An 18,331-nucleotide genomic window follows, 5' to 3' on the forward strand; every position below is an offset into this window, starting at 1 on the left:
GACGGTGTGACCGGCGCCCGAGGCGTTCCGCCCCGGCTGAGGGCCGACGGCAAACGGCGTGTCGGCACCGGGCGCGTTCGCCACGGGCGTAGTGGCAGAGGGCGTATATGCCTGGCCTGCGGGAACATCGTCTCGCACCATCGAGTTGGAGCAGATGTCAGCTGTTCGGCAGTAAATTTCCCCGCCGGAGCGGGGGTGATCCGGACGGGTGTCGGCAGTTGGAATGAGCTGTCCCGCCCCGCGGGACTAGCATGCGGAAGGACAGGGAGGGGACCGACCCCTAACTGCCTGACCGCTCTGAGGAGCGATTAACGATGTTCGAGAGGTTCACCGACCGCGCGCGGCGGGTTGTCGTCCTGGCTCAGGAAGAAGCCCGGATGCTCAACCACAACTACATCGGCACCGAGCACATCCTCCTGGGCCTGATCCATGAGGGTGAGGGTGTCGCCGCTAAGGCCCTGGAGAGCCTCGGGATTTCGCTCGAGGCGGTCCGCCAGCAGGTGGAGGAGATCATCGGGCAGGGGCAGCAGGCTCCGTCCGGTCACATCCCCTTCACCCCCCGTGCCAAGAAGGTCCTGGAGCTGTCGCTCCGCGAGGCCCTCCAGCTCGGCCACAACTACATCGGTACGGAGCACATCCTGCTCGGCCTGATCCGCGAGGGCGAGGGCGTCGCCGCCCAGGTCCTGGTGAAGCTGGGCGCCGATCTCAACCGGGTGCGGCAGCAGGTCATCCAGCTGCTCTCCGGCTACCAGGGCAAGGAAGCCGCCACCGCCGGCGGCCCGGCCGAGGGCACGCCCTCGACCTCCCTCGTCCTGGACCAGTTCGGCCGCAACCTGACGCAGGCCGCTCGCGAGACCAAGCTCGACCCGGTCATCGGGCGCGAGAAGGAAATCGAGCGGGTCATGCAGGTCCTGTCCCGCCGTACCAAGAACAACCCGGTCCTCATCGGCGAGCCCGGCGTCGGCAAGACGGCGGTCGTCGAGGGCCTGGCGCAGGCCATCGTCAAGGGCGAGGTGCCCGAGACCCTCAAGGACAAGCACCTCTACACCCTGGACCTCGGTGCCCTGGTCGCCGGCTCCCGCTACAGGGGTGACTTCGAAGAGCGCCTGAAGAAGGTGCTCAAGGAGATCCGCACCCGCGGCGACATCATCCTGTTCATCGACGAGCTCCACACCCTGGTGGGTGCGGGCGCCGCCGAGGGCGCGATCGACGCCGCCAGCATCCTCAAGCCCATGCTGGCGCGAGGCGAGCTGCAGACCATCGGTGCCACGACGCTCGACGAGTACCGCAAGCACCTGGAGAAGGACGCGGCCCTGGAGCGCCGCTTCCAGCCGATCCAGGTCGCGGAGCCGTCGCTGCCGCACACCATCGAGATCCTCAAGGGCCTGCGGGACCGCTACGAGGCGCACCACCGCGTCTCCATCACGGACTCCGCCCTGGTCGCCGCCGCCACCCTGGCCGACCGCTACATCTCGGACCGCTTCCTGCCGGACAAGGCGATCGACCTGATCGACGAGGCCGGCTCCCGGATGCGGATCCGCCGGATGACCGCGCCGCCGGACCTGCGCGAATTCGACGAGAAGATCGCCGATGTGCGCCGGGAGAAGGAGTCCGCGATCGACTCGCAGGACTTCGAGATGGCAGCGGGCCTGCGCGACAAGGAGAAGCAGCTCCTGGCCGCGAAGGCGAAGCGGGAGAAGGAGTGGAAGGCCGGCGACATGGACGTCGTCGCCGAGGTGGACGAGGAGCTGATCGCCGAGGTTCTGGCGACGGCCACCGGCATCCCGGTCTTCAAGCTCACCGAGGAGGAGTCCTCGCGGCTGCTGCGGATGGAAGACGAGCTGCACAAGCGCGTCATCGGCCAGAAGGACGCCATCAAGGCGCTCTCCCAGGCCATCCGCCGTACCCGTGCCGGCCTGAAGGACCCCAAGCGTCCCGGTGGCTCGTTCATCTTCGCCGGCCCGTCCGGTGTCGGTAAGACCGAGCTGTCCAAGACGCTGGCGGAGTTCCTCTTCGGCGACGAGGACGCGCTGATCTCCCTCGACATGTCGGAGTTCAGCGAGAAGCACACGGTCTCGCGGCTGTTCGGTTCGCCTCCCGGCTACGTCGGCTACGAAGAGGGCGGCCAGCTCACCGAGAAGGTGCGCCGCAAGCCGTTCTCCGTCGTGCTCTTCGACGAGGTCGAGAAGGCCCACCCGGACATCTTCAACTCGCTGCTGCAGATCCTGGAGGACGGTCGCCTGACCGACTCCCAGGGCCGGGTCGTGGACTTCAAGAACACGGTCATCATCATGACGACCAACCTCGGCACCCGGGACATCTCCAAGGGCTTCAACCTGGGCTTCGCGGCCCAGGGCGACACCAAGTCCAGCTACGAGCGGATGAAGAACAAGGTCAACGAAGAGCTCAAGCAGCACTTCCGCCCCGAGTTCCTCAACCGTGTCGACGACACCGTCGTCTTCCACCAGCTCACCGAGGAAGACATCATCCAGATCGTCGACCTCATGATCGCCAAGGTGGACGAGCGGCTCAAGGACCGCGACATGGGCATCGAGCTCAGCAGCGAGGCCAAGTCGCTGCTGGCCAAGCGCGGGTACGACCCGGTGCTCGGCGCCCGTCCGCTGCGCCGCACGATCCAGCGCGAGATCGAGGACGCCCTCTCGGAGAAGATCCTCTTCAGCGAGCTGCGTCCGGGCCACATCGTGGTCGTCGATGTCGAGGGCGAGGGTGAGACCGCCAAGTTCACCTTCCGCGGCGAGGAGAAGTCGGCCCTGCCGGACGCCCCGCCGATCGAGTCCACGGCCGGCGGTTCGGGTCCGAACCTCAGCAAGGACGCCTGAGCGGCACAGCGCGGCACGCGCATAACCGCCTACGGCACTGCCCCGGAATCGTTTCTTACGGTTCCGGGGCAGTTCTGTAGGTGCCGCCGTCTTTAGCGGAACGGAAATGCAGCGCGTATTTGGCAATAGGCTGTTTTCGGCCGTTCACGCGGTGCGCGGCAGGCGTCCGCACGCTACATCTGCACGAGGCGAATGCCCTCGGGAACGCCGCGCACCGGCGGAATACGGCGGCCGATCCGCAGCGTGTCCAGATTCGGAAAGGCGGACAGCCACTCCATGGAAACGCCCAGGTCGTAGGCGAGCCACAGCCGCGTCAGGCCCTCGGCCGGAGCGATGCCCTCGACGAGCTGGTCCGGTGTGAAAGGCCCGGCGATCCGCAGATGCGGCCGACCGCCCAGCCGGCGCAGCGCATGCAGCTCCTCCAGGTCGGAGACCGGAAAGTACAGCTCGGCCGGTTCGAGGTGGGCGATGATCTCGCGGGCGTAGCGGGCGGTGTCATGGCGCCGCCAGGCCCCGGCGAGCTGCGCCCGTACCTCGTGATGCGCCCGGTCGCGCAGGCCCGTCAGATAGTCGATCGCCATGTCGTCGGAGATCGAGGTGGCGGTGATCGCGAGGAGATAGGCCTCGTGGTCGGAGACCTCGGTGGGGTCGGGCAGCATTTCCAGCACGATCGGCCCGATCCAGCCCAGGGCACGGGCCGCGGACGGGGTGCTGGGCCGCACCATGGAGCGGGTGAAGCGCTGCACCCGTGCCCGGACCGCCGGGTCCAGCTCCGTGGCGTGCTCCAGGCAGGCCGCCGCGAGGAGCTTGCGGTGCCGGGCCTCGCCGGCGCGTACACCGGGATGCGGGGCGAGCAGCCCGTCCAGTAGCGCCGCGCACTCATCGGGGCGGGCCAGCGCCACGGCCATCCGGATGACGTCCTCCCAGTCGTCGTGGTGCGCATGGTCGAGGAGCAGCGCGAAATCGTGCCGCTGCACGGCCGCGCGGGCGGCGAGATAGTCCTGGAAGGTGCGGTGGACGAAGTCGACGGTGCCGGGGGTGGGCTCGCGCAGCAGCCCGGTGCGGTTGAGCAGATGCCGGAAGACGTCCTCGGGGCCGCCCTGGCGGGCCGCGTCCGGTATCGCGGGCAGATGCCGGCCGAGGGTGTCCACCGCCGTCGCCTGGTCCATCTCCGAACGGCCGTTGACCAGCATCCAGTGGGCGAGCTTCTGCAGCAGCTGGATCTTGGGCTGCCGGGTCAGCTCCACCCCGTCGGTGGGGACCATGGCCCGCTCCCGGTCCCGGCGCTCCAGCAGCATCGACAGCGCCGCGTCATAGAGCTCCTTCCGGCCCTGCGGCAGATAGCCCCGGCGGTCGCGGTGCAGGGCGCACAGCAGCCCGCACATCAGCGGATTGGTCGCCAGCCGCCCCAGATCGCGGGTGATCCGTACGGCATTGAGCAGGGTCCGCTCGTAATGGCCGAGCCGGTCGAGATCGGCCGGCGACCGCTGGGCCGCGGCACGGTGCCAGCGCTGGATGAACGCGGCGACGTCCTCGCGGCTCATCGGCGCCAGCGACACCTCACCGAACCCTTCCCCGGCGAGCCAGCTGCCCGGGACGGCGGACGGCCGGGAGGTGACGACCCAGACGTTGCCCGGGTAGCGCACGGTCCATTCGCCGAGCTTGCGGCGCACCTGTTCGCGCTCGCTCTCGGGGGCCTCGTCGATCCCGTCGACCAGCAAGAGCGCACGCCCCGCATCGAGCACCCGCTCCGTCCAGCCCGCCGGCGCCGCCTCGGCGTCCCGGTGGCCGACGGCGCTCAGGAACGTGCCCGGCGAGGGGAGCCCCTCACGGGCGAAGCGGCGTACGGGCAGCAGGAACGGCACCCGGCCGCGCAGCCCCGCCAGCGCCTCGGGCAGCTCATCACGGGCGGTGGCGACGGCCAGCCACTGCAGCAGGGTCGTCTTGCCCGACCCCGCCACACCGCGGACAAGCACCTGGCCGCGGCCGGACAGCGCCTGCTCCGCGGGGAGCGGCGGCTCGTCCTGCCCGGCGGGGTCCGGTGTGCCCTCGGCGTCCTGGGGAACGGGCTCGCACTGCAGCCCCAGATAGGCGGCGTCCAGCGGCCAGCTGTCGGGGGAGTGCGTCAGATCGATCCCGAAGATCGTCAGGTGGTTGTGGAGGGCGGCGGTGTCCTGGGCGTAGCGGGCTTCGAACGCGGCGTCGTGGGAGGCGAGGGCCTGGGAGGTGGTGGCCTGCGAGGCGATGGCCTGTCCGGAGGCGTGGGGCGGGGAGGCGGCGTCCTGGAAGGTGGCTTCGTCGTCGGCGGCCTCCTTGGCGGCGGGGCCGTCGGCGGTACGGGGCGGCAGCAAGACGGAGGAGGCGGCGACGCTCGGCCCGTGGACCAGCTCGGTGAGGGTCCGGGTCTGCTCGATGAGCGTCCCGGCGACACAGGCCGACCGCTGGGTGAAGAGGTACAGCAGGTGCAGGGCGGCGACGTCCAGCAGCAGCCCGTGCAGCCGGACTCCGTCGTGCGTCAGCTCCCGGGTGGCCCCGGGCACCGTCTCGCACAGGCGCCGGGCGAATTCGGCCGGGAGGAGCCGGGCGGCGTCGAGATCGTCCATCTCGATCTCGGCGAGGGCGTGCAGGGTGCGGGCCAGGGCGGCGGCGACGGCCTCGCTCTCGGCATCCGTCCGGCCGGCCGACGCCTGCTCGACGAGGGCCGCGGCGAGGCCGTGCAGCTCACTGTCGCTGAGGGTCGGTTTCTCGCCGGTGAAGGAGAGCAGCCGGGAGATCCGCACCGGCCGGTCGACCGGCTCGGCGACCGGCCCGTCGGGGGCCAGGAGCCTGCGGATCAGCGGAGCGACGGCATGGGGCGTGAGGCGGGCGATGATGTTCGTGGGATCCATGGGTTCCCCGTAACTGCGGTGCTGAATATGGGGGGTTGGGGGCCTGCGCTGCTCGTAAGCCTATGTGCGGGGGCGGGGGTAGCGGGTGAGTTTGATGTGTGGAGGGAGGGTGTGGCCGGGTTCCGGGCGGAGGTAGGAGAGAAAGACCTCCTGGAGTTCCGGCAGGGCCGCCACGGGGGAGAGGTCGATGGAGCCGTCGATGAAGCCGTAGAGCTGGAGATTCCGGACACCGGGGAAAGCCGGGAGGGCCGACCTCAGCAGGCGGCTCATATCGGAGATCGGAAGGCGCTTCGTGTTGAGGACGCCGAGCCTTGTCACCTGTGGAAGCCGAAGACCGGCCGGCAGCTGCAGGGTGACCCCTTCTTCCGCCACACCGAACGAGAAATCCTCCAGCTCGCTCAGTGACGCCAGTGCACTCCATTGGTCCGCGCCGAAGTCATGTGTGAGGAACCGGAGTTGGATGATTCGCATTTGGGGCCAGCATGTGATGTCGGTGAATTCGGCGCCGACGGGCCGGCTGAGGGCCAAGTGGCTCAGCGGGGCATCCGCGGGGAGCGTCGCCAAGCCTTCCGGCGGAAGCGTCGAGTGGAGCTGCAGGGTGCGGGCGTGGCGCAGGCGATGAAGTCCGCGCGGAATCGGGACGTTCTTGTCGAGCGGCCCGGTGATGCTCAATGTGCGGAGCTGAAGATCCGCGAGCGGGGTGACGCTCTCGACCGCCGGGCAGTCCCAGAGTGACAGCCGCTTCAGTGAGGGGAACTCACGGAGGAACGCGAGATCGGCGATCTCCGGGTTCTTTCTGATGTCCAGGCTTTCGATCAGGCCGAGTGGCAAGGCGCCGAGGAGTTCGGCAGCCAGGAAGGGGCCGCTCACCGAGACGCGTGGCCGACCGAGTGCCCGGAGTGCGTGCAGTTCGGCGTGGGACGTCGCGGTGACGGTCACTTCGGCGTCGAGGTGCTGGAGGATCTCCCGGGCATACGTGGCGGTATCGAATTGCGGCCATGACGAGGCGAGTTGCGTACGAGCGCCGATCGCCGGGTGATCCCGGAAGCGCTTCATGACTTCCAGCGCCGCGTCCGACCCGATGAGCGCGGCGGTCGCCACCACCTCCTGCGCTTCGTCGTCCGCCAATCCTTCCGGCCCGGGCAGCAACTCCAGCACCAGCGGTCCCACCCCGGCGAGCAACTGCGACTCCTCATGGTTGCGCGGCGGCAGAATCGCCCCCGCGCGCTCAGTCACCTCGTCCCGCACCCGCGGATCGATCTCCGTCGCATGCTCCAGACAGGCCATGGCCAGAAGGTGGACGCGCAAACGGGCCCGGCGGTCTTCGATGCCGTCCCCCCGCTCCATCAGCCCCCGCAGAATCTCCACCCGCTCCCGCGGCCGCGCATGCGCCACCGCCATCCGGATCACGTCCTCCCACTGGGAGTCCTCCGCATGCGCCACCAGCAGTCCGAAGTCGCCGTCCTCCACGGCCGCCTTGGCGCCGAGGTAGTCCTGGAAGGTCCGGTGGACGAAGTCGACGGCGCCGGGGGCCGGTTCCCGCAGCAGTCCGCTGCGCAGCAGCAGATGGCGGAAAATGGCCGTTGCGTCGCCCTGCTCCGCCGCGGCGGGCACGGCGGGCAGCGCCTCGCCGAGGATGCGTTCGGCGCGCTCCCGGTCGAGTTCGCTGCGCCCGTTGCGGATCAGCCAGTAGGCGAGCCGCTGGAGGAGCTGGATCTGGGGCTCGTCGCTCAGCTCGATGCCCGTGGGGGCGGCCATATCGCGTTCGCGGTCGCGGCGGGAGAGGAGCATGCCGAGGGCCGCGTCGTACAGCTCCTTGCGGCCGGTGGGCAGATAGCCGCGGCGGTCCCGGTGCAGTGCGCAGATCAGGCCGCACATGAGGGGGTTGGTGGCGAGCCGGGCGAGGTCCTGTTTGGTGTGCACGGCGGCCAGGAGGGACTGCTCGTAGGCGTCGAGGCGTTCGGGTTCCTCGGCGTCGCAGCGGGCCGCGTCGTGCCAGCGGCCGATGAAGGCGGCGACCTCGGCGCGGCTCATGGCGGACAGCGTCAGCTCGCCGAAGCCGTCGGCGGTGAGCCAGTCGTCGCGTACGGCGGAGGGGCGGGAGGTGACCAGCCACAGGTTGTCCGGGAAGGCGTCGGTCAGATCGCGCAGCCAGCGGCGGGTCAGCTCGCGCTCACGGTCGGGGATCTCGTCCAGGCCGTCGATCAGCAGCAGCGCCCGCCCGGAGGTCAGCACGCGGTCGGCCCAGCCCTCGGGCTGCGAGCCGGACACCGGGCAGCCGACTGACGCCAGGAAGCGGTCAGGGGTGGGCAGCGGCGCACCGTCGCGGGCGAGGGTGCGCAGCGGGAGGACGAAGGGGATCCGGCCGTAGAGGTGGGGGAGGGCCGTCTCGCCGGGGGCCTTGGTGCAGGAGACGGCCAGCCACTGGACGAGGGTGCTCTTGCCGGAGCCGGCGACACCGCGCAGCAGGACGCGGTCGCGGCCGGCCAGGGCCTGGTCGGCGGGGACGGGGACCAGGGCCGGCGGCGCGCCTCCGGGACCGCCCACCCCGTCGAAGGGGCCGACAGCGGTCACCTCGCGGGCGGCCGGGGCCGTCGCCTCCAGGCTCATGTACGCCGCGTCCAGCGGCCACCGGTCCGGGGAGTGGGCCAAATCGATGCCGTAGATGGTCAGCCGGCCGTGCTTACGGGCGATGTACGCGAGGTAGCCGCGCTCGAAGGCGGCGTCCGCGGCCCGCGGGGACGGATGCCGCTCCAGGAACTCGTCGATGAGCGTGATCAGGCTGTCCAGGCTCCTGCTCTGCTGGACCAGGGTGCGGGCGACGAAGGCCGACCGCTGGGTGAAGAAGTGCACGATGTGCAGGCAGGCGGTGCCGAGCAGGGTGGCGTGCAGCAGCTCGGCGTCCCGGGAGAGGCCGTGGACGGCGTGCGGGCGCGCGGCCTCCAGGCGTGCGGCGAGGGCGGTGGCGCCCAGGCGGACGGCCTGGACGTCGTCCATGTCGAGGTCGCCCAGGCCGTGCAGCGTGGTGGCCAGGGCCTCGGCCACCGCCCGCTCCTCGTCCGCGGCCAGGGGGCGCTCGCCGGGCCCGGCGGTCCGTACGGCCCGGTCCACCAGCTCCGCCGCGAGTTTGCGCAGGTCCTTGTCGGACAGGGTCCGCCGCTCGCCCTTGAAGCTGACCAGCCCGGAGATCCGTACGGGCTTCGCCACCAGACCGGCGCCCGGCCCTTCCTTGACGAAGAGCTTCCTGACGAGCGGTGCGACCACGCCGGAGGCGAGTCGGACACCTACTGCTGACGGGTCCATCGTGCGGTCCGCCCTCCCCCTGGCCGGTGCTGCCGTCGGGCCAGGCTAGGGCGGCCGTCGGGGTGTGGGGCGGGGATCGGCCAGGTGCGCGCGGGACGCGGGACGCGGAACGGTGTGGCGGCGGTCACGGATATCCAGCCCCCATTCCCTTTCAATTCGGACATTTGGTGAGGCCGGGTAATCCCGGTCACAAGGGTCGAGTAACCCCGGTCACAAAGGCCGAGTAACCCGGGTCACAAAGGTCGGGTAATCGGGGTCACAAAGTCCGGGTAAGCCACGTCACAAAGGCGTGAGTTGTCTGCGTCACAAGCGCCCAGGGCCCCGGATCGGGCGTCCGAAAGGGGCGCGAAAAGGGGTTGGATCTTGGTTATCGGTGACATGGCACACAGGCGATTTGGGCCCTACTAAAGAAATTAGGGGAAGCGGGACCCGCGGCGGTGGGGGTTTTCGGGGGCGAGGGCGGGGCTGAGGGCGGGTGAGCGGCGCGGGGGCTGCGGGGCCCGTGCGGCATATGGAGAAAAGGCCTGTTCAAGGGGTGCATAGCGGGCCGGGGTGGCGATGCGAGATGTCCGTATTTGGGGGTTTCGCGCAGAGGTTCGGCGGGCACGCAAGGGCCTCGATCACCCGGCTTCTCGTACGGGCCGGGTTAGTAGAAAGGCCCCTTGGCGGGGCGGCGAAGGCGGGTTACCAAGGAATGGCGATCCCGGTCCGCAGCCGGGAAACCAATCAATTCACTGGAGGAAAAACCCGCATGTCGAAGTTCACCGCTCTCCGCAATTCCAACAAGCTCGCGCTGCGCAATCGCGTCGCCGTTGTCGCCGCCGGTGTCGGCGTTACCGCCGCCCTGGGTGCCGGTATTGCCACCGCCGCCGACGCGGGTCTGCAGAACCTCACCTCGGGTGTTGGTTCGACCGTGTCCGCACAGGCCGACGCGCAGGCCAAGTCCGCCGCCGACGCCAAGGCCGCCGCGGCCAAGGCGAAGAAGGACGCGGCCAAGAAGGCCAACGCCTGGGTGACGCCGGTCGACAAGTACACCCTGGGCTCGACCTTCGGTCTGGCCGGCAACATGTGGTCGCACAGCCACAGTGGCCAGGACTTCGTCGTGCCGAGCGGCACCGTGGTCAAGGCCGCGCACTCCGGCACCGTCGTCAAGGCCGGCCCCAACGGTGGCGGCGACGGCCCGGCGTACGGCAACGCCATCGTGATCCAGCACGGCAACGGCACGTACACCCAGTACGCGCACCTGTCACAGATCAACGTGAGCGTCGGCCAGCAGGTCGGCACCGGCGAGAAGGTCGGCCTGTCCGGCAGCACCGGTAACTCCTCCGGCCCCCACCTGCACTTCGAGGTCCGCACCGGCCCCAACTACGGGTCGGGCATCGAGCCGACCGGATTCCTGCGGGCTCACGGCGACACCGTCTGAGCTGAGTCCGGCCGGGCTGGCCGGCGGTGCGGCGGGTTTGCCGCCGTGACCAGTTCCGTGGCGACCTCGAGGATGGCCTTGCGCTTCTCCTCGGGGTCGCCCTCCAGGTTCTGCATCGAGAACATGCCCGCGTGCATGGAGAACAGTGCGGTGATGCAGCGCACCTGATCCGTCAGCTCCGCATCGGGCTCCTTGAGCAGGCCGAAGAGGGTCAGCATGCGCGACTTGAAGCTCTCGCCGATGCTCAGATCGCGCACCGCGGCCTGGTTCTCCTGCATGAAGCGGAAGAGGGGCTCGGCCGAGCGCAGCGACTCGCTGTAGCGGCGGATCAGCTCCTTTTTGGTCTCCAGGGTCCGCGGCTGCCCCTCGGCCCAGACGATCAGCTCGTCGATCGGCCTGCCCAGGTCCTGGAACAGGCTGATGACGATGTCTTCCTTGGTCTTGAAGTGGTAGTACAGCGCCGCCTTGGTGACTTCGAGCTTCTCGGCGATCTCCCGCAGGGAGGTCTTGTCATAGCCCTGTTCGGAGAACAGCTCCAGAGCGACGTCCTGGATGCGCTGGCGGGTGTTTCCCCTGCGCGCCTGTGTGCTCATGGTGCTCTCCCGCGTCGTCGGTACTGGTCAGAGGGCTGCCCTGTGGGGCGCCAGAGAAACTTACTTGACGCCCGGCTAGTTGGCCGCCTACCTTCCTCACTGTACTGAACTAGCCGGGCGGCAAGTAAGTGGGAGTGAGTGATGGGGAAGTCGCAGCATGCGACCCCGACGGGGGACGGACAGACCTCGGTGCAGAAGGGGAGACCCGACGCGGCACCGGGCGGCGGCCAGGAGAAGCAGCCGGCCAGCGTACGGATGGTGCTCTTCGCGCTGATGATCGCGATGCTGCTCGCGATGCTGGACAACATGATCGTCGGCACCGCGATGCCGACCATCGTCGGTGAACTGGGCGGACTGGAACATCTGTCCTGGGTCGTCACCGCGTACACACTCGCGACCGCCGCCTCGACACCGATCTGGGGCAAGCTCGGCGACATGTACGGACGCAAGGGCGTCTTCCTGACGTCCATTGTGATCTTCCTGATCGGCTCCGCGCTGTCCGGCATGGCGCAGGACATGGGGCAGCTGATCGGCTTCCGCGCCGTCCAGGGCCTGGGCGCGGGCGGACTGATGGTCGGCGTCATGGCGATCATCGGCGATCTGATTCCGCCGCGGGAGCGCGGCAAGTACCAGGGCATGATGGCCGGCGTCATGGCCGTCGCGATGATCGGCGGACCGCTGGTCGGCGGCACCATCACCGACCACCTGGGCTGGCGCTGGAGCTTCTACATCAACCTGCCGCTCGGCGCGATCGCGCTGATCATGGTCACCGCGGTGCTGCATCTGCCGAAGAAGCGGTCGCAGACCCGGATCGACTACATCGGCGCCACGCTGCTCACCGTCGGCATCACCGCGCTGGTGCTGATCACCACCTGGGGCGGCACCGAGTACGACTGGCTGTCCAGCCAGATCATCGGCCTCGGCGTTCTCGGCGTGGTCGCGCTCGCCCTCTTCGTGGTCGTGGAGCGCAAGGTCGGCGAGCCGGTGCTGCCGCTGCACATCTTCCGCAACGGCAACTTCTCGCTCGTCACGGTCATCGGCTTCCTGGTCGGCTTTGTGATGTTCGGGTCGATGACCTTCCTGCCGCTGTTCCAGCAGACCGTGCAGGGCGCCTCGGCCACCAACTCCGGTCTGCTGCTGCTGCCGATGCTGCTGGCCATGATGGTGGTGTCGCTGTTCGCGGGCCGGGTCACCACCCGGACCGGCAAGTACAAGATCTTCGTCGTGGTCGGCGGCGGGCTGATCACGCTGGGCCTGACGCTGCTGTCCCTGATGGACACCGACACCACACGCTTCACCTCGGGCGCCTACATGGCGGTGCTCGGCGCCGGTATGGGCTTCCTGATGCAGACCACGATGCTGATCGCACAGAACAGCGTCGAGATGAAGGACATGGGCGTCGGCTCGTCCTCGGCCACCCTCTTCCGTACGATCGGCGGCTCCTTCGGCGTCGCGATCCTCGGTGCGATCTTCACCCACCAGGTGCAGGCCACCATGGTCGAACGGATCGGCAAGGCCGGCGAGAAGATGACCAGCGGCGGGGCCCAGATGGACCCGAAGGGGCTGGCCCAGCTCCCGCCGATGATCAAGGACGCGTACATGCACGCGGTCGCCACCGGCACCCACCACGTCTTCCTGTGGGGCGCGGTGATCAGCATCGCCGGCTTCGCCGCGGCCTGGTTCCTCAAGGAGGTCCCGCTCCGCGGCGGCCCGGCCACACCGGCCGAGACCCCGCAGACGGACCGAATAGCGGTGGCAGAGACCGTCTGAGCCACATCGGACCGGTGGGGGTGCACGCGAGCGATCACGTGCACCCCCACCGGCCTTTCCCCACCCACCCACGGGAGGGGACGGGCCGGAGGGGCAGGGTGTCCGGACGTAAAGCGAAGCAGTCCGGACACCCTGCCCCGGAGGCCCGTCACCGCACCCGACAGCCCCGCGCAGCGGCCCGGCCCGCCGCAGGCGCAACGGCGGGGGACCCGCAAGCATCACCCGCGCGCACGCCCCGCGCAGCGGACCCGCAACGGCGAGAAGCCACCACGGCGGGAAAGCCGAAAACGCGGGCCCAAGGCAAAGCGCAGCGGACCGGCGGGAAAGCCAACAACGTGGGAAGCCCCACCAAGCGCAGCGGCTACCGATCCGGCAGATGAATAACCGGAAAGCTACCCGTATTCGTAGGCGCGTTCTCCGGAAGCCAGAGAACGGACACCGCGCCGGTCGAACCATCGGTGAGCTCATCGGCGTTACGGAACGTCAGGCGGGCGCCCAGCACACGGGCCTGCCCGGCCGCGATCGTCAGCCCCAGACCGTGACCCCGGCCCGCCCGGTCGCTGCTGCCCGTACGGAAACGGCTCGGGCCCTCCCGCAGCAGCGCCTCGGGGAAACCCGAACCGTGGTCGCGCACCCGCAGCACCCGGCCCTCGACGGTGACCTCGATCGGCGGCCTGCCGTGCCGGGAAACAACCACCAGCGAGATCAACGTCGAACCGCGTCCCCAGCTGCGCGCCGGATCAAGGCATTCCTGCCGGGTCCTGCACACCTCTTTGACGGGCGATGTCCTGGGCCGATGGCAGGCCCTGGAGCCCGCACGTAATCCCCAGCAACCGCTGCCCAGCCAGAATGCCCGGCAGAACCGGCCGCCTGAGCGTCACCTCCAGCATGGGTCCCCATCGAGGCAGCATCCCGCATCCCCGCACCAGCCGGAGGCGAGCCGCGGCGCAAAGAAGCCTGTTTATAAGCTCTTTGGGCAGACCAAGGGACTGGGTGCGGTGCCGGCATGACACGGCGTGACCTGCCGCTTCACCATCCTCCGAGCATGTTCCGGCGTCATGTCCCGGAGAACGATGGCGTCCATACGGTCCACGCCAGATCAAGCCCATCCAACCACGCGTCCACGGCGCCGACCTTCGTCGCGGATACGGAGACTCCTCCCGAGGTGTCGCCGTCGGCGAGCTTGCCGGCCGCCGCGGCCGCCTTCCGCAGCCGCTGGGAGAGCCGCCCGCCGACCAGCACGCCCAGCGCACAGCCGCCGACCACCACCGCCGTCGAGCCGATGACCAGCGCCTGGTCCAGGTCGTCCAGGACGGCGAAACGGTCCGGGAAACGGTCGTGCATGGACAGCACCCGGCCGTTGCTGAGCGGTGAGGCCGCCCACACCTCGGGGGCGGTCTGCCCGGTGTCCTGGAGGTAGGTGGCGCGCTTGTTCTTGGCGACCTCGTCACGCAGCGGCGGCGGCAGCGCCGGATCGTCGATCTTCGCGCCGAACTGCAGCCGGTTGGTGGACTCGAAGATCCTCTGCGTGAAATTGAGCCGCTCGATCTGCACATCCCGGCTGTTGTCGAGCATGGAGTGCCGGGCGGCGTTGTGCACGACAAGGCTCAGCGCGATCGCGACCAGTGCTCCGACGAGCGCGATCGCGGCGCTGAGCTTCCATCTCAGCCCCGTCCGCAGGGCCAGCCTGACCACCGGAGGTGTCAGCCTCTCAGTTTGTATCCGAAGCCGCGGACCGTCTCGATCCGGTCCTGACCGATCTTGCCGCGCAGCCGCTGGACATGGACGTCCACCACCCGGGTGTCACCACCCCAGCCGTAGTCCCAGACCCGCTCCAGCAGCCGGTCGCGCGAGAGGACCGTACCCGGTGCGTTGGAGAACTCCAGCAGCAGCCGCATCTCGGTGGGCGTCAGCGCGACATTCTGGCCGCCCTTGCGCACCTCCATGCCCTCGGTGTCGACCTCCAGATCACCGAAGCGCAGCACCGCCTCGGCCGGATCGTCCGCATCGGCCGCGGCGGCGCCGGCCCGGTCCGGGCCGCTGGCGTGACCGAAGCGGCGCAGCACGGCGCGGATACGGGCGACCAGCACCGCACCGTCGAACGGCTTGGTGACATAGTCGTCGGCGCCGGCCTCCAGGCCGAGCACCACATCGATGGAGTCGGCACGCGCCGACAGCATGATGACGGGAACCGTCGACTCGTCACGGATCCGCCGGCACAGGCTGACCCCGTCGAGTCCCGGCACCATCACATCGAGCAGCGCGATGTCGGGACGGTTGGCGCGGAACGCCTCCAGGCCCGCGAGCCCGTCAGGCATCGCGGTGACCACGAAACCGTCCCGCTCCAGCGCCAGCTGCGTCGCCTCGCGAATGACATCGTCGTCCTCGACGAAGAGCACATGGGTCTCGGCCATGCGGTTGTCTCAACCCTCCGATCCCGTGCCGTCGTCCGGCGTGGCGCCGTCGACGGTGGTCTTGCTGTAGTCGGTGTGATAGCCGTCGTGCTCGACGAAGCGGCTGCCCTCCCAGCGGTAGGGCATCACATCCTCACCGGAGGGGCAGCACACCTTGTCGCCGGTGTCGTAGGTCTGCTTGGAGACCTCCAGCTCGCCCTTGTTGACCGCGGCGGAGACCGACGGCTGCTCGTTCGTGTACACGTTGTCATACCCGCCCTTCGCACCGCTGCGTTTGCGATAGACGTACGAGCCGATCCCGACGGAATCCGCGCAGGTCATGACGTTGACGATGACATCGGGGGACTTGCTGCCGGTCAGCGACGCATAGGTCACCTCGACCGGGTACTCGTCGGCGGCGCAGGGCTTGTAGAGGGACTTCTTCACCATCGGGCCGACCTTCGGGTCGTCCTTCAGCAGCTGGACCGCGTCGACCTTCTTGTAGTCCGCGGTCGAGGCCGGGCTGGGGGAGCTGCTCACCGGGCCCTTGGGTGCGGGGGTGCTGCTGGCGGAGCCCTCGCTGCGCACGCCCTCGCCCCCCGGATTGCATCCGGCCAGCAAAAGGCCGACGGCGGCCACTCCTGCCGTGGCCGCGCCGCCTCTGGTCAACCCGATCCTGGTCAACCTGTTCCTGGACAATCCGCTCCCGCTCACCGTGCTTCTCGCACAGCCGCTGATCCCGCTGCTGTTCCTGAACTGATTGTCGCGTGTCGAGCCCGGAGCCGTAAGGCACCTGTCGTTCTGCCCGTTTTCACCGGTAAGGATATTTTTCGTCTGGTATCTGGTGTGGTGCCGTGTTCCGTGCCGCGTTCCGTGCCCTGTTCCGCGTGCCGTGCGCCGCCCGTCAGGCCGCGCACCGCTCCCGCTCCCGCTCGCCGCGCTCCAGCATCCGCGCGTCGATGTCACGCATCTGCAGCTCCTGACGCAGCCGCGCCAGCGCACGGTGCAGCGTGCTCTTGACGGTACCCGTCGACATGCCGAGCGCCGCCGCGGTCTCCTCCGTGCTCATCTGCTCCCAGTGTCGCAGCACCACGACGCTGCGCTGCTTGGGAGCCAGCACCCCGAGGATGTCCATCAGGAGGGCACGGTCGGCGCGCTGCTCGGTGCCGTCGTCCACGCTCGCGTCCGGAAGCTGCTCGGTGGGCACCTCCTCCAGCTTGCGCGCCCGCCACCACTCGGTCCGCGTGTTGATCATGACGCGGCGGAGGTAGGCGTCGGCCAGCGACTTGTCCGCGATGCCGTCCCAGCGGCCGTAGGTGCGGACCAGGGCCGTCTGCAGCAGATCCTGAGCGTCGACCGGGTCGGGCACCAGGCGCCGGGCGCTCCGCAGCAGGGCCTCCTGCCGCGTACGAACGTACTCTTCGAAGTCCAGTACCTTGCCGCCGCTGGTCGCCATCTCGACGCCTCCGATCCGCTTTCGTTTCCCCACGTTGACCGTGCTGACGGTCATCTCCAGCACGAGGAAGACGCTACGGAGAGGGTGTTGCGACGTAATGTGCGTCGGCCCCACAACGAGTGCACGGAAAACCCTCGGTTGTGTAACAGCGCGCCAGGGGTCATACCTCGGACGGACGGCGGGCCTGTGCACGTCATACTCCGGGGGGAGAAGCACCCCCACCGCAAGGCCTATCGGCCGTGACACGACGGCAACCCTGCCCCGCGAGGGACTTCTTCAGGCCGTATCGGGGCACCATTCGGTCATGCTGCGCCAAAGGTGACACCGAATCAGACGGACGGCCGTCACGCCAGGAGGCGCGGCCGCCGAAGCAGCCGCGCCTCCTCAATCCGTATGTGACAGCCGCGCTATGTCAGCGGCAGCCGGTACCGGCCCCCGCCCAGCGGCTCGACCAGACCGTCCGAGACCAGCCCGTCCAGCGCCCGCGCCCGCTGCACCGGCTCGTCCCACACCGCGTCCAGCACCTGCTGCGGCACCGGGGTGACCGCCTCGCGCAGCACGGCCAGCAGCTTGCCGCGCACCTGACGGTCGGTACCGGCGTAGGTCTGGGTGCGGCGCGGCGGACCGTCGTGCGCCGGGGACCCGGCCTGCCGCCACGCGCACTGCGCCGCGATCGGACAGCGGTGGCACTCCGGCGTGCGCGCCGTGCACAGCAGTGCACCCAGCTCCATCGTGGCCGCCGCCCAGCGCGCCGCCAGCTGCTCCTCCTCGGGCAGCAGCGCACGGGCGAGCTTGCGCTCCGCCGCGGTGGTGGCGTTCGGCGGGAACTGGCGGCCGGCCACCGCGCGGGCGAACACCCGCCGCACATTGGTGTCCAGCACCGCATGCCGCTGCCCGTACGCGAAGGACGCGACCGCCGCGGCGGTGTACTCGCCGACGCCGGGCAGCGCCAGCAACTGGCTGTGCTCACGCGGCACGTCGCCGCCGTGCCGCTCCTGTATCGCGGACGCGGCGGCGTGCAGCCGCAGGGCGCGCCGCGGATAGCCGAGCCGGCCCCAGGCCCGGACCGCCTCGCCCGGCGCCTCGGCGGCCAGGTCGGCGGGGCGCGGCCAGCGGGCCAGCCACTGCTCGTACACCGGCAGCACTCTGCTGACCGGGGTCTGCTGCAGCATGAACTCGCTCACCATCACACCCCAGGCGCCCGCTTCGGGGCGGCGCCAGGGCAGATCGCGGGCGTGCTCGTCGAACCAGTCGGTGACCGGGCCGTGCAGCGCGGTCCCGTCGGCGGCTTCCGCGGCCGCGTCGGCGGCGGAAGCGGTCTCGGCGGCGGCGGTCGTGGCAGTGGTGGTGACAGGCGTCGAAGTCATGGCACTGCCGATCCTGGCACGTCCGGCGTCGCCCAGGAAACGCACCGGGCCCGCCCCGCCGCACGCCCACCCACACGCAGGACGGCCGGGTGCCAATGGGGGGTGGTTGGAGGGGGGTGTGGAGGGTGTGGGAAGGGAGAGAGGGGAATGGCGTGGAGGGGGCGGGGTGGACTCGGTCGATGGGGCGCTGCGGGGCCGGGGGCGCGATCGGGTGGTGGGCAGGGCCACTGGCGGGGCGGGGGCTGGGATTAGTGGCCGGGCCGGTGGGCCGGGGGAGGGGCGCGCGGTGTGGGGCACC

At 69.7% G+C, this 18,331-nt stretch carries 10 protein-coding genes and 1 pseudogene; 3 read left to right on the top strand and 8 right to left on the bottom strand.

The window, feature by feature from the left end:
- Positions 1 to 314 precede the first annotated feature (314 nt).
- Entirely contained in the window at positions 315 to 2,840 is a 2,526-nt protein-coding gene (locus tag NUT86_RS23660) for an ATP-dependent Clp protease ATP-binding subunit (protein ID WP_018092986.1), read from the top strand.
- Positions 2,841 to 3,013: 173 nt separating this feature from the next.
- On the opposite strand, the gene NUT86_RS23665 is transcribed toward NUT86_RS23660, so the two are convergent.
- Both NUT86_RS23665 and NUT86_RS23670 read right to left on the bottom strand, forming a co-directional pair.
- Complete coding sequence (locus tag NUT86_RS23665) at positions 3,014 to 5,728, bottom strand: NACHT domain-containing protein (protein WP_274737485.1); 2,715 nt, start codon at positions 5,726 to 5,728, stop codon at positions 3,014 to 3,016.
- A 60-nt stretch (positions 5,729 to 5,788) separates the two neighbouring features.
- Complete coding sequence (locus NUT86_RS23670) at positions 5,789 to 9,031, bottom strand: NACHT domain-containing protein (RefSeq protein ID WP_274737486.1); 3,243 nt, start codon at positions 9,029 to 9,031, stop codon at positions 5,789 to 5,791.
- Between the two features lie 751 nt (positions 9,032 to 9,782).
- On the opposite strand from NUT86_RS23670, the gene NUT86_RS23675 reads away from it, so the two are divergent.
- A complete protein-coding gene (locus NUT86_RS23675) occupies positions 9,783 to 10,454 on the top strand; it encodes a M23 family metallopeptidase (RefSeq protein WP_159486911.1) in 672 nt (223 codons plus the stop codon).
- Here the strand turns inward: NUT86_RS23675 and NUT86_RS23680 are convergent.
- Positions 10,436 to 11,047, bottom strand: coding sequence for a TetR/AcrR family transcriptional regulator (locus NUT86_RS23680; RefSeq protein WP_159486909.1), 612 nt, complete (start codon positions 11,045 to 11,047; stop codon positions 10,436 to 10,438). The two genes, NUT86_RS23675 and NUT86_RS23680, sit on opposite strands and share 19 nt — an antisense overlap.
- Positions 11,048 to 11,188: 141 nt before the next feature.
- On the opposite strand from NUT86_RS23680, the gene NUT86_RS23685 reads away from it, so the two are divergent.
- Complete coding sequence (locus NUT86_RS23685; RefSeq protein ID WP_401848506.1) at positions 11,189 to 12,817, top strand: MDR family MFS transporter; 1,629 nt, start codon at positions 11,189 to 11,191, stop codon at positions 12,815 to 12,817.
- Positions 12,818 to 13,178: 361 nt separating this feature from the next.
- Here NUT86_RS23685 and NUT86_RS40680 read toward each other — a convergent pair.
- From NUT86_RS40680 to NUT86_RS23715, 5 genes and pseudogenes are all read right to left on the bottom strand, one after another.
- Positions 13,179 to 14,512 (bottom strand): annotated as a pseudogene (locus tag NUT86_RS40680) (ATP-binding protein).
- 8 nt (positions 14,513 to 14,520) lie between these two features.
- Positions 14,521 to 15,231, bottom strand: coding sequence for a two-component system response regulator CseB (cseB, locus tag NUT86_RS23700; protein WP_018092993.1), 711 nt, complete (start codon positions 15,229 to 15,231; stop codon positions 14,521 to 14,523).
- A 9-nt stretch (positions 15,232 to 15,240) separates the two neighbouring features.
- On the bottom strand, positions 15,241 to 15,849 hold the full coding sequence (locus NUT86_RS23705) for a hypothetical protein (protein ID WP_018092994.1): 609 nt from the start codon (positions 15,847 to 15,849) through the stop codon (positions 15,241 to 15,243).
- A gap of 265 nt (positions 15,850 to 16,114) precedes the next feature.
- A complete protein-coding gene (locus NUT86_RS23710; protein ID WP_018092996.1) occupies positions 16,115 to 16,720 on the bottom strand; it encodes a SigE family RNA polymerase sigma factor in 606 nt (201 codons plus the stop codon).
- Positions 16,721 to 17,073: 353 nt separating this feature from the next.
- Positions 17,074 to 18,033 (bottom strand): A/G-specific adenine glycosylase, encoded by a 960-nt coding sequence (locus tag NUT86_RS23715; protein ID WP_018092997.1) that lies wholly within the window; start codon positions 18,031 to 18,033, stop codon positions 17,074 to 17,076.
- Between the last annotated feature and the right edge of the window lie 298 nt (positions 18,034 to 18,331).

It is taken from the genome of Streptomyces sp. G7(2002) (assembly GCF_028870195.1).
Lineage (GTDB): Bacteria > Actinomycetota > Actinomycetes > Streptomycetales > Streptomycetaceae > Streptomyces > Streptomyces nigrescens.

Bases quoted from the DNA above. Each gene is read 5' to 3' on its own strand.
- NUT86_RS23660 (WP_018092986.1), top strand. From the start codon at position 315: ATGTTCGAGAGGTTCACCGACCGCGCGCGGCGGGTTGTCGTCCTGGCT.
- NUT86_RS23665 (WP_274737485.1), bottom strand. From the start codon at position 5,728: ATGGATCCCACGAACATCATCGCCCGCCTCACGCCCCATGCCGTCGCT.
- NUT86_RS23670 (WP_274737486.1), bottom strand. From the start codon at position 9,031: ATGGACCCGTCAGCAGTAGGTGTCCGACTCGCCTCCGGCGTGGTCGCA.
- NUT86_RS23675 (WP_159486911.1), top strand. From the start codon at position 9,783: ATGTCGAAGTTCACCGCTCTCCGCAATTCCAACAAGCTCGCGCTGCGC.
- NUT86_RS23680 (WP_159486909.1), bottom strand. From the start codon at position 11,047: ATGAGCACACAGGCGCGCAGGGGAAACACCCGCCAGCGCATCCAGGAC.
- NUT86_RS23685 (WP_401848506.1), top strand. From the start codon at position 11,189: ATGGGGAAGTCGCAGCATGCGACCCCGACGGGGGACGGACAGACCTCG.
- cseB (WP_018092993.1), bottom strand. From the start codon at position 15,231: ATGGCCGAGACCCATGTGCTCTTCGTCGAGGACGACGATGTCATTCGC.
- NUT86_RS23710 (WP_018092996.1), bottom strand. From the start codon at position 16,720: ATGACCGTCAGCACGGTCAACGTGGGGAAACGAAAGCGGATCGGAGGC.
- NUT86_RS23715 (WP_018092997.1), bottom strand. From the start codon at position 18,033: ATGACTTCGACGCCTGTCACCACCACTGCCACGACCGCCGCCGCCGAG.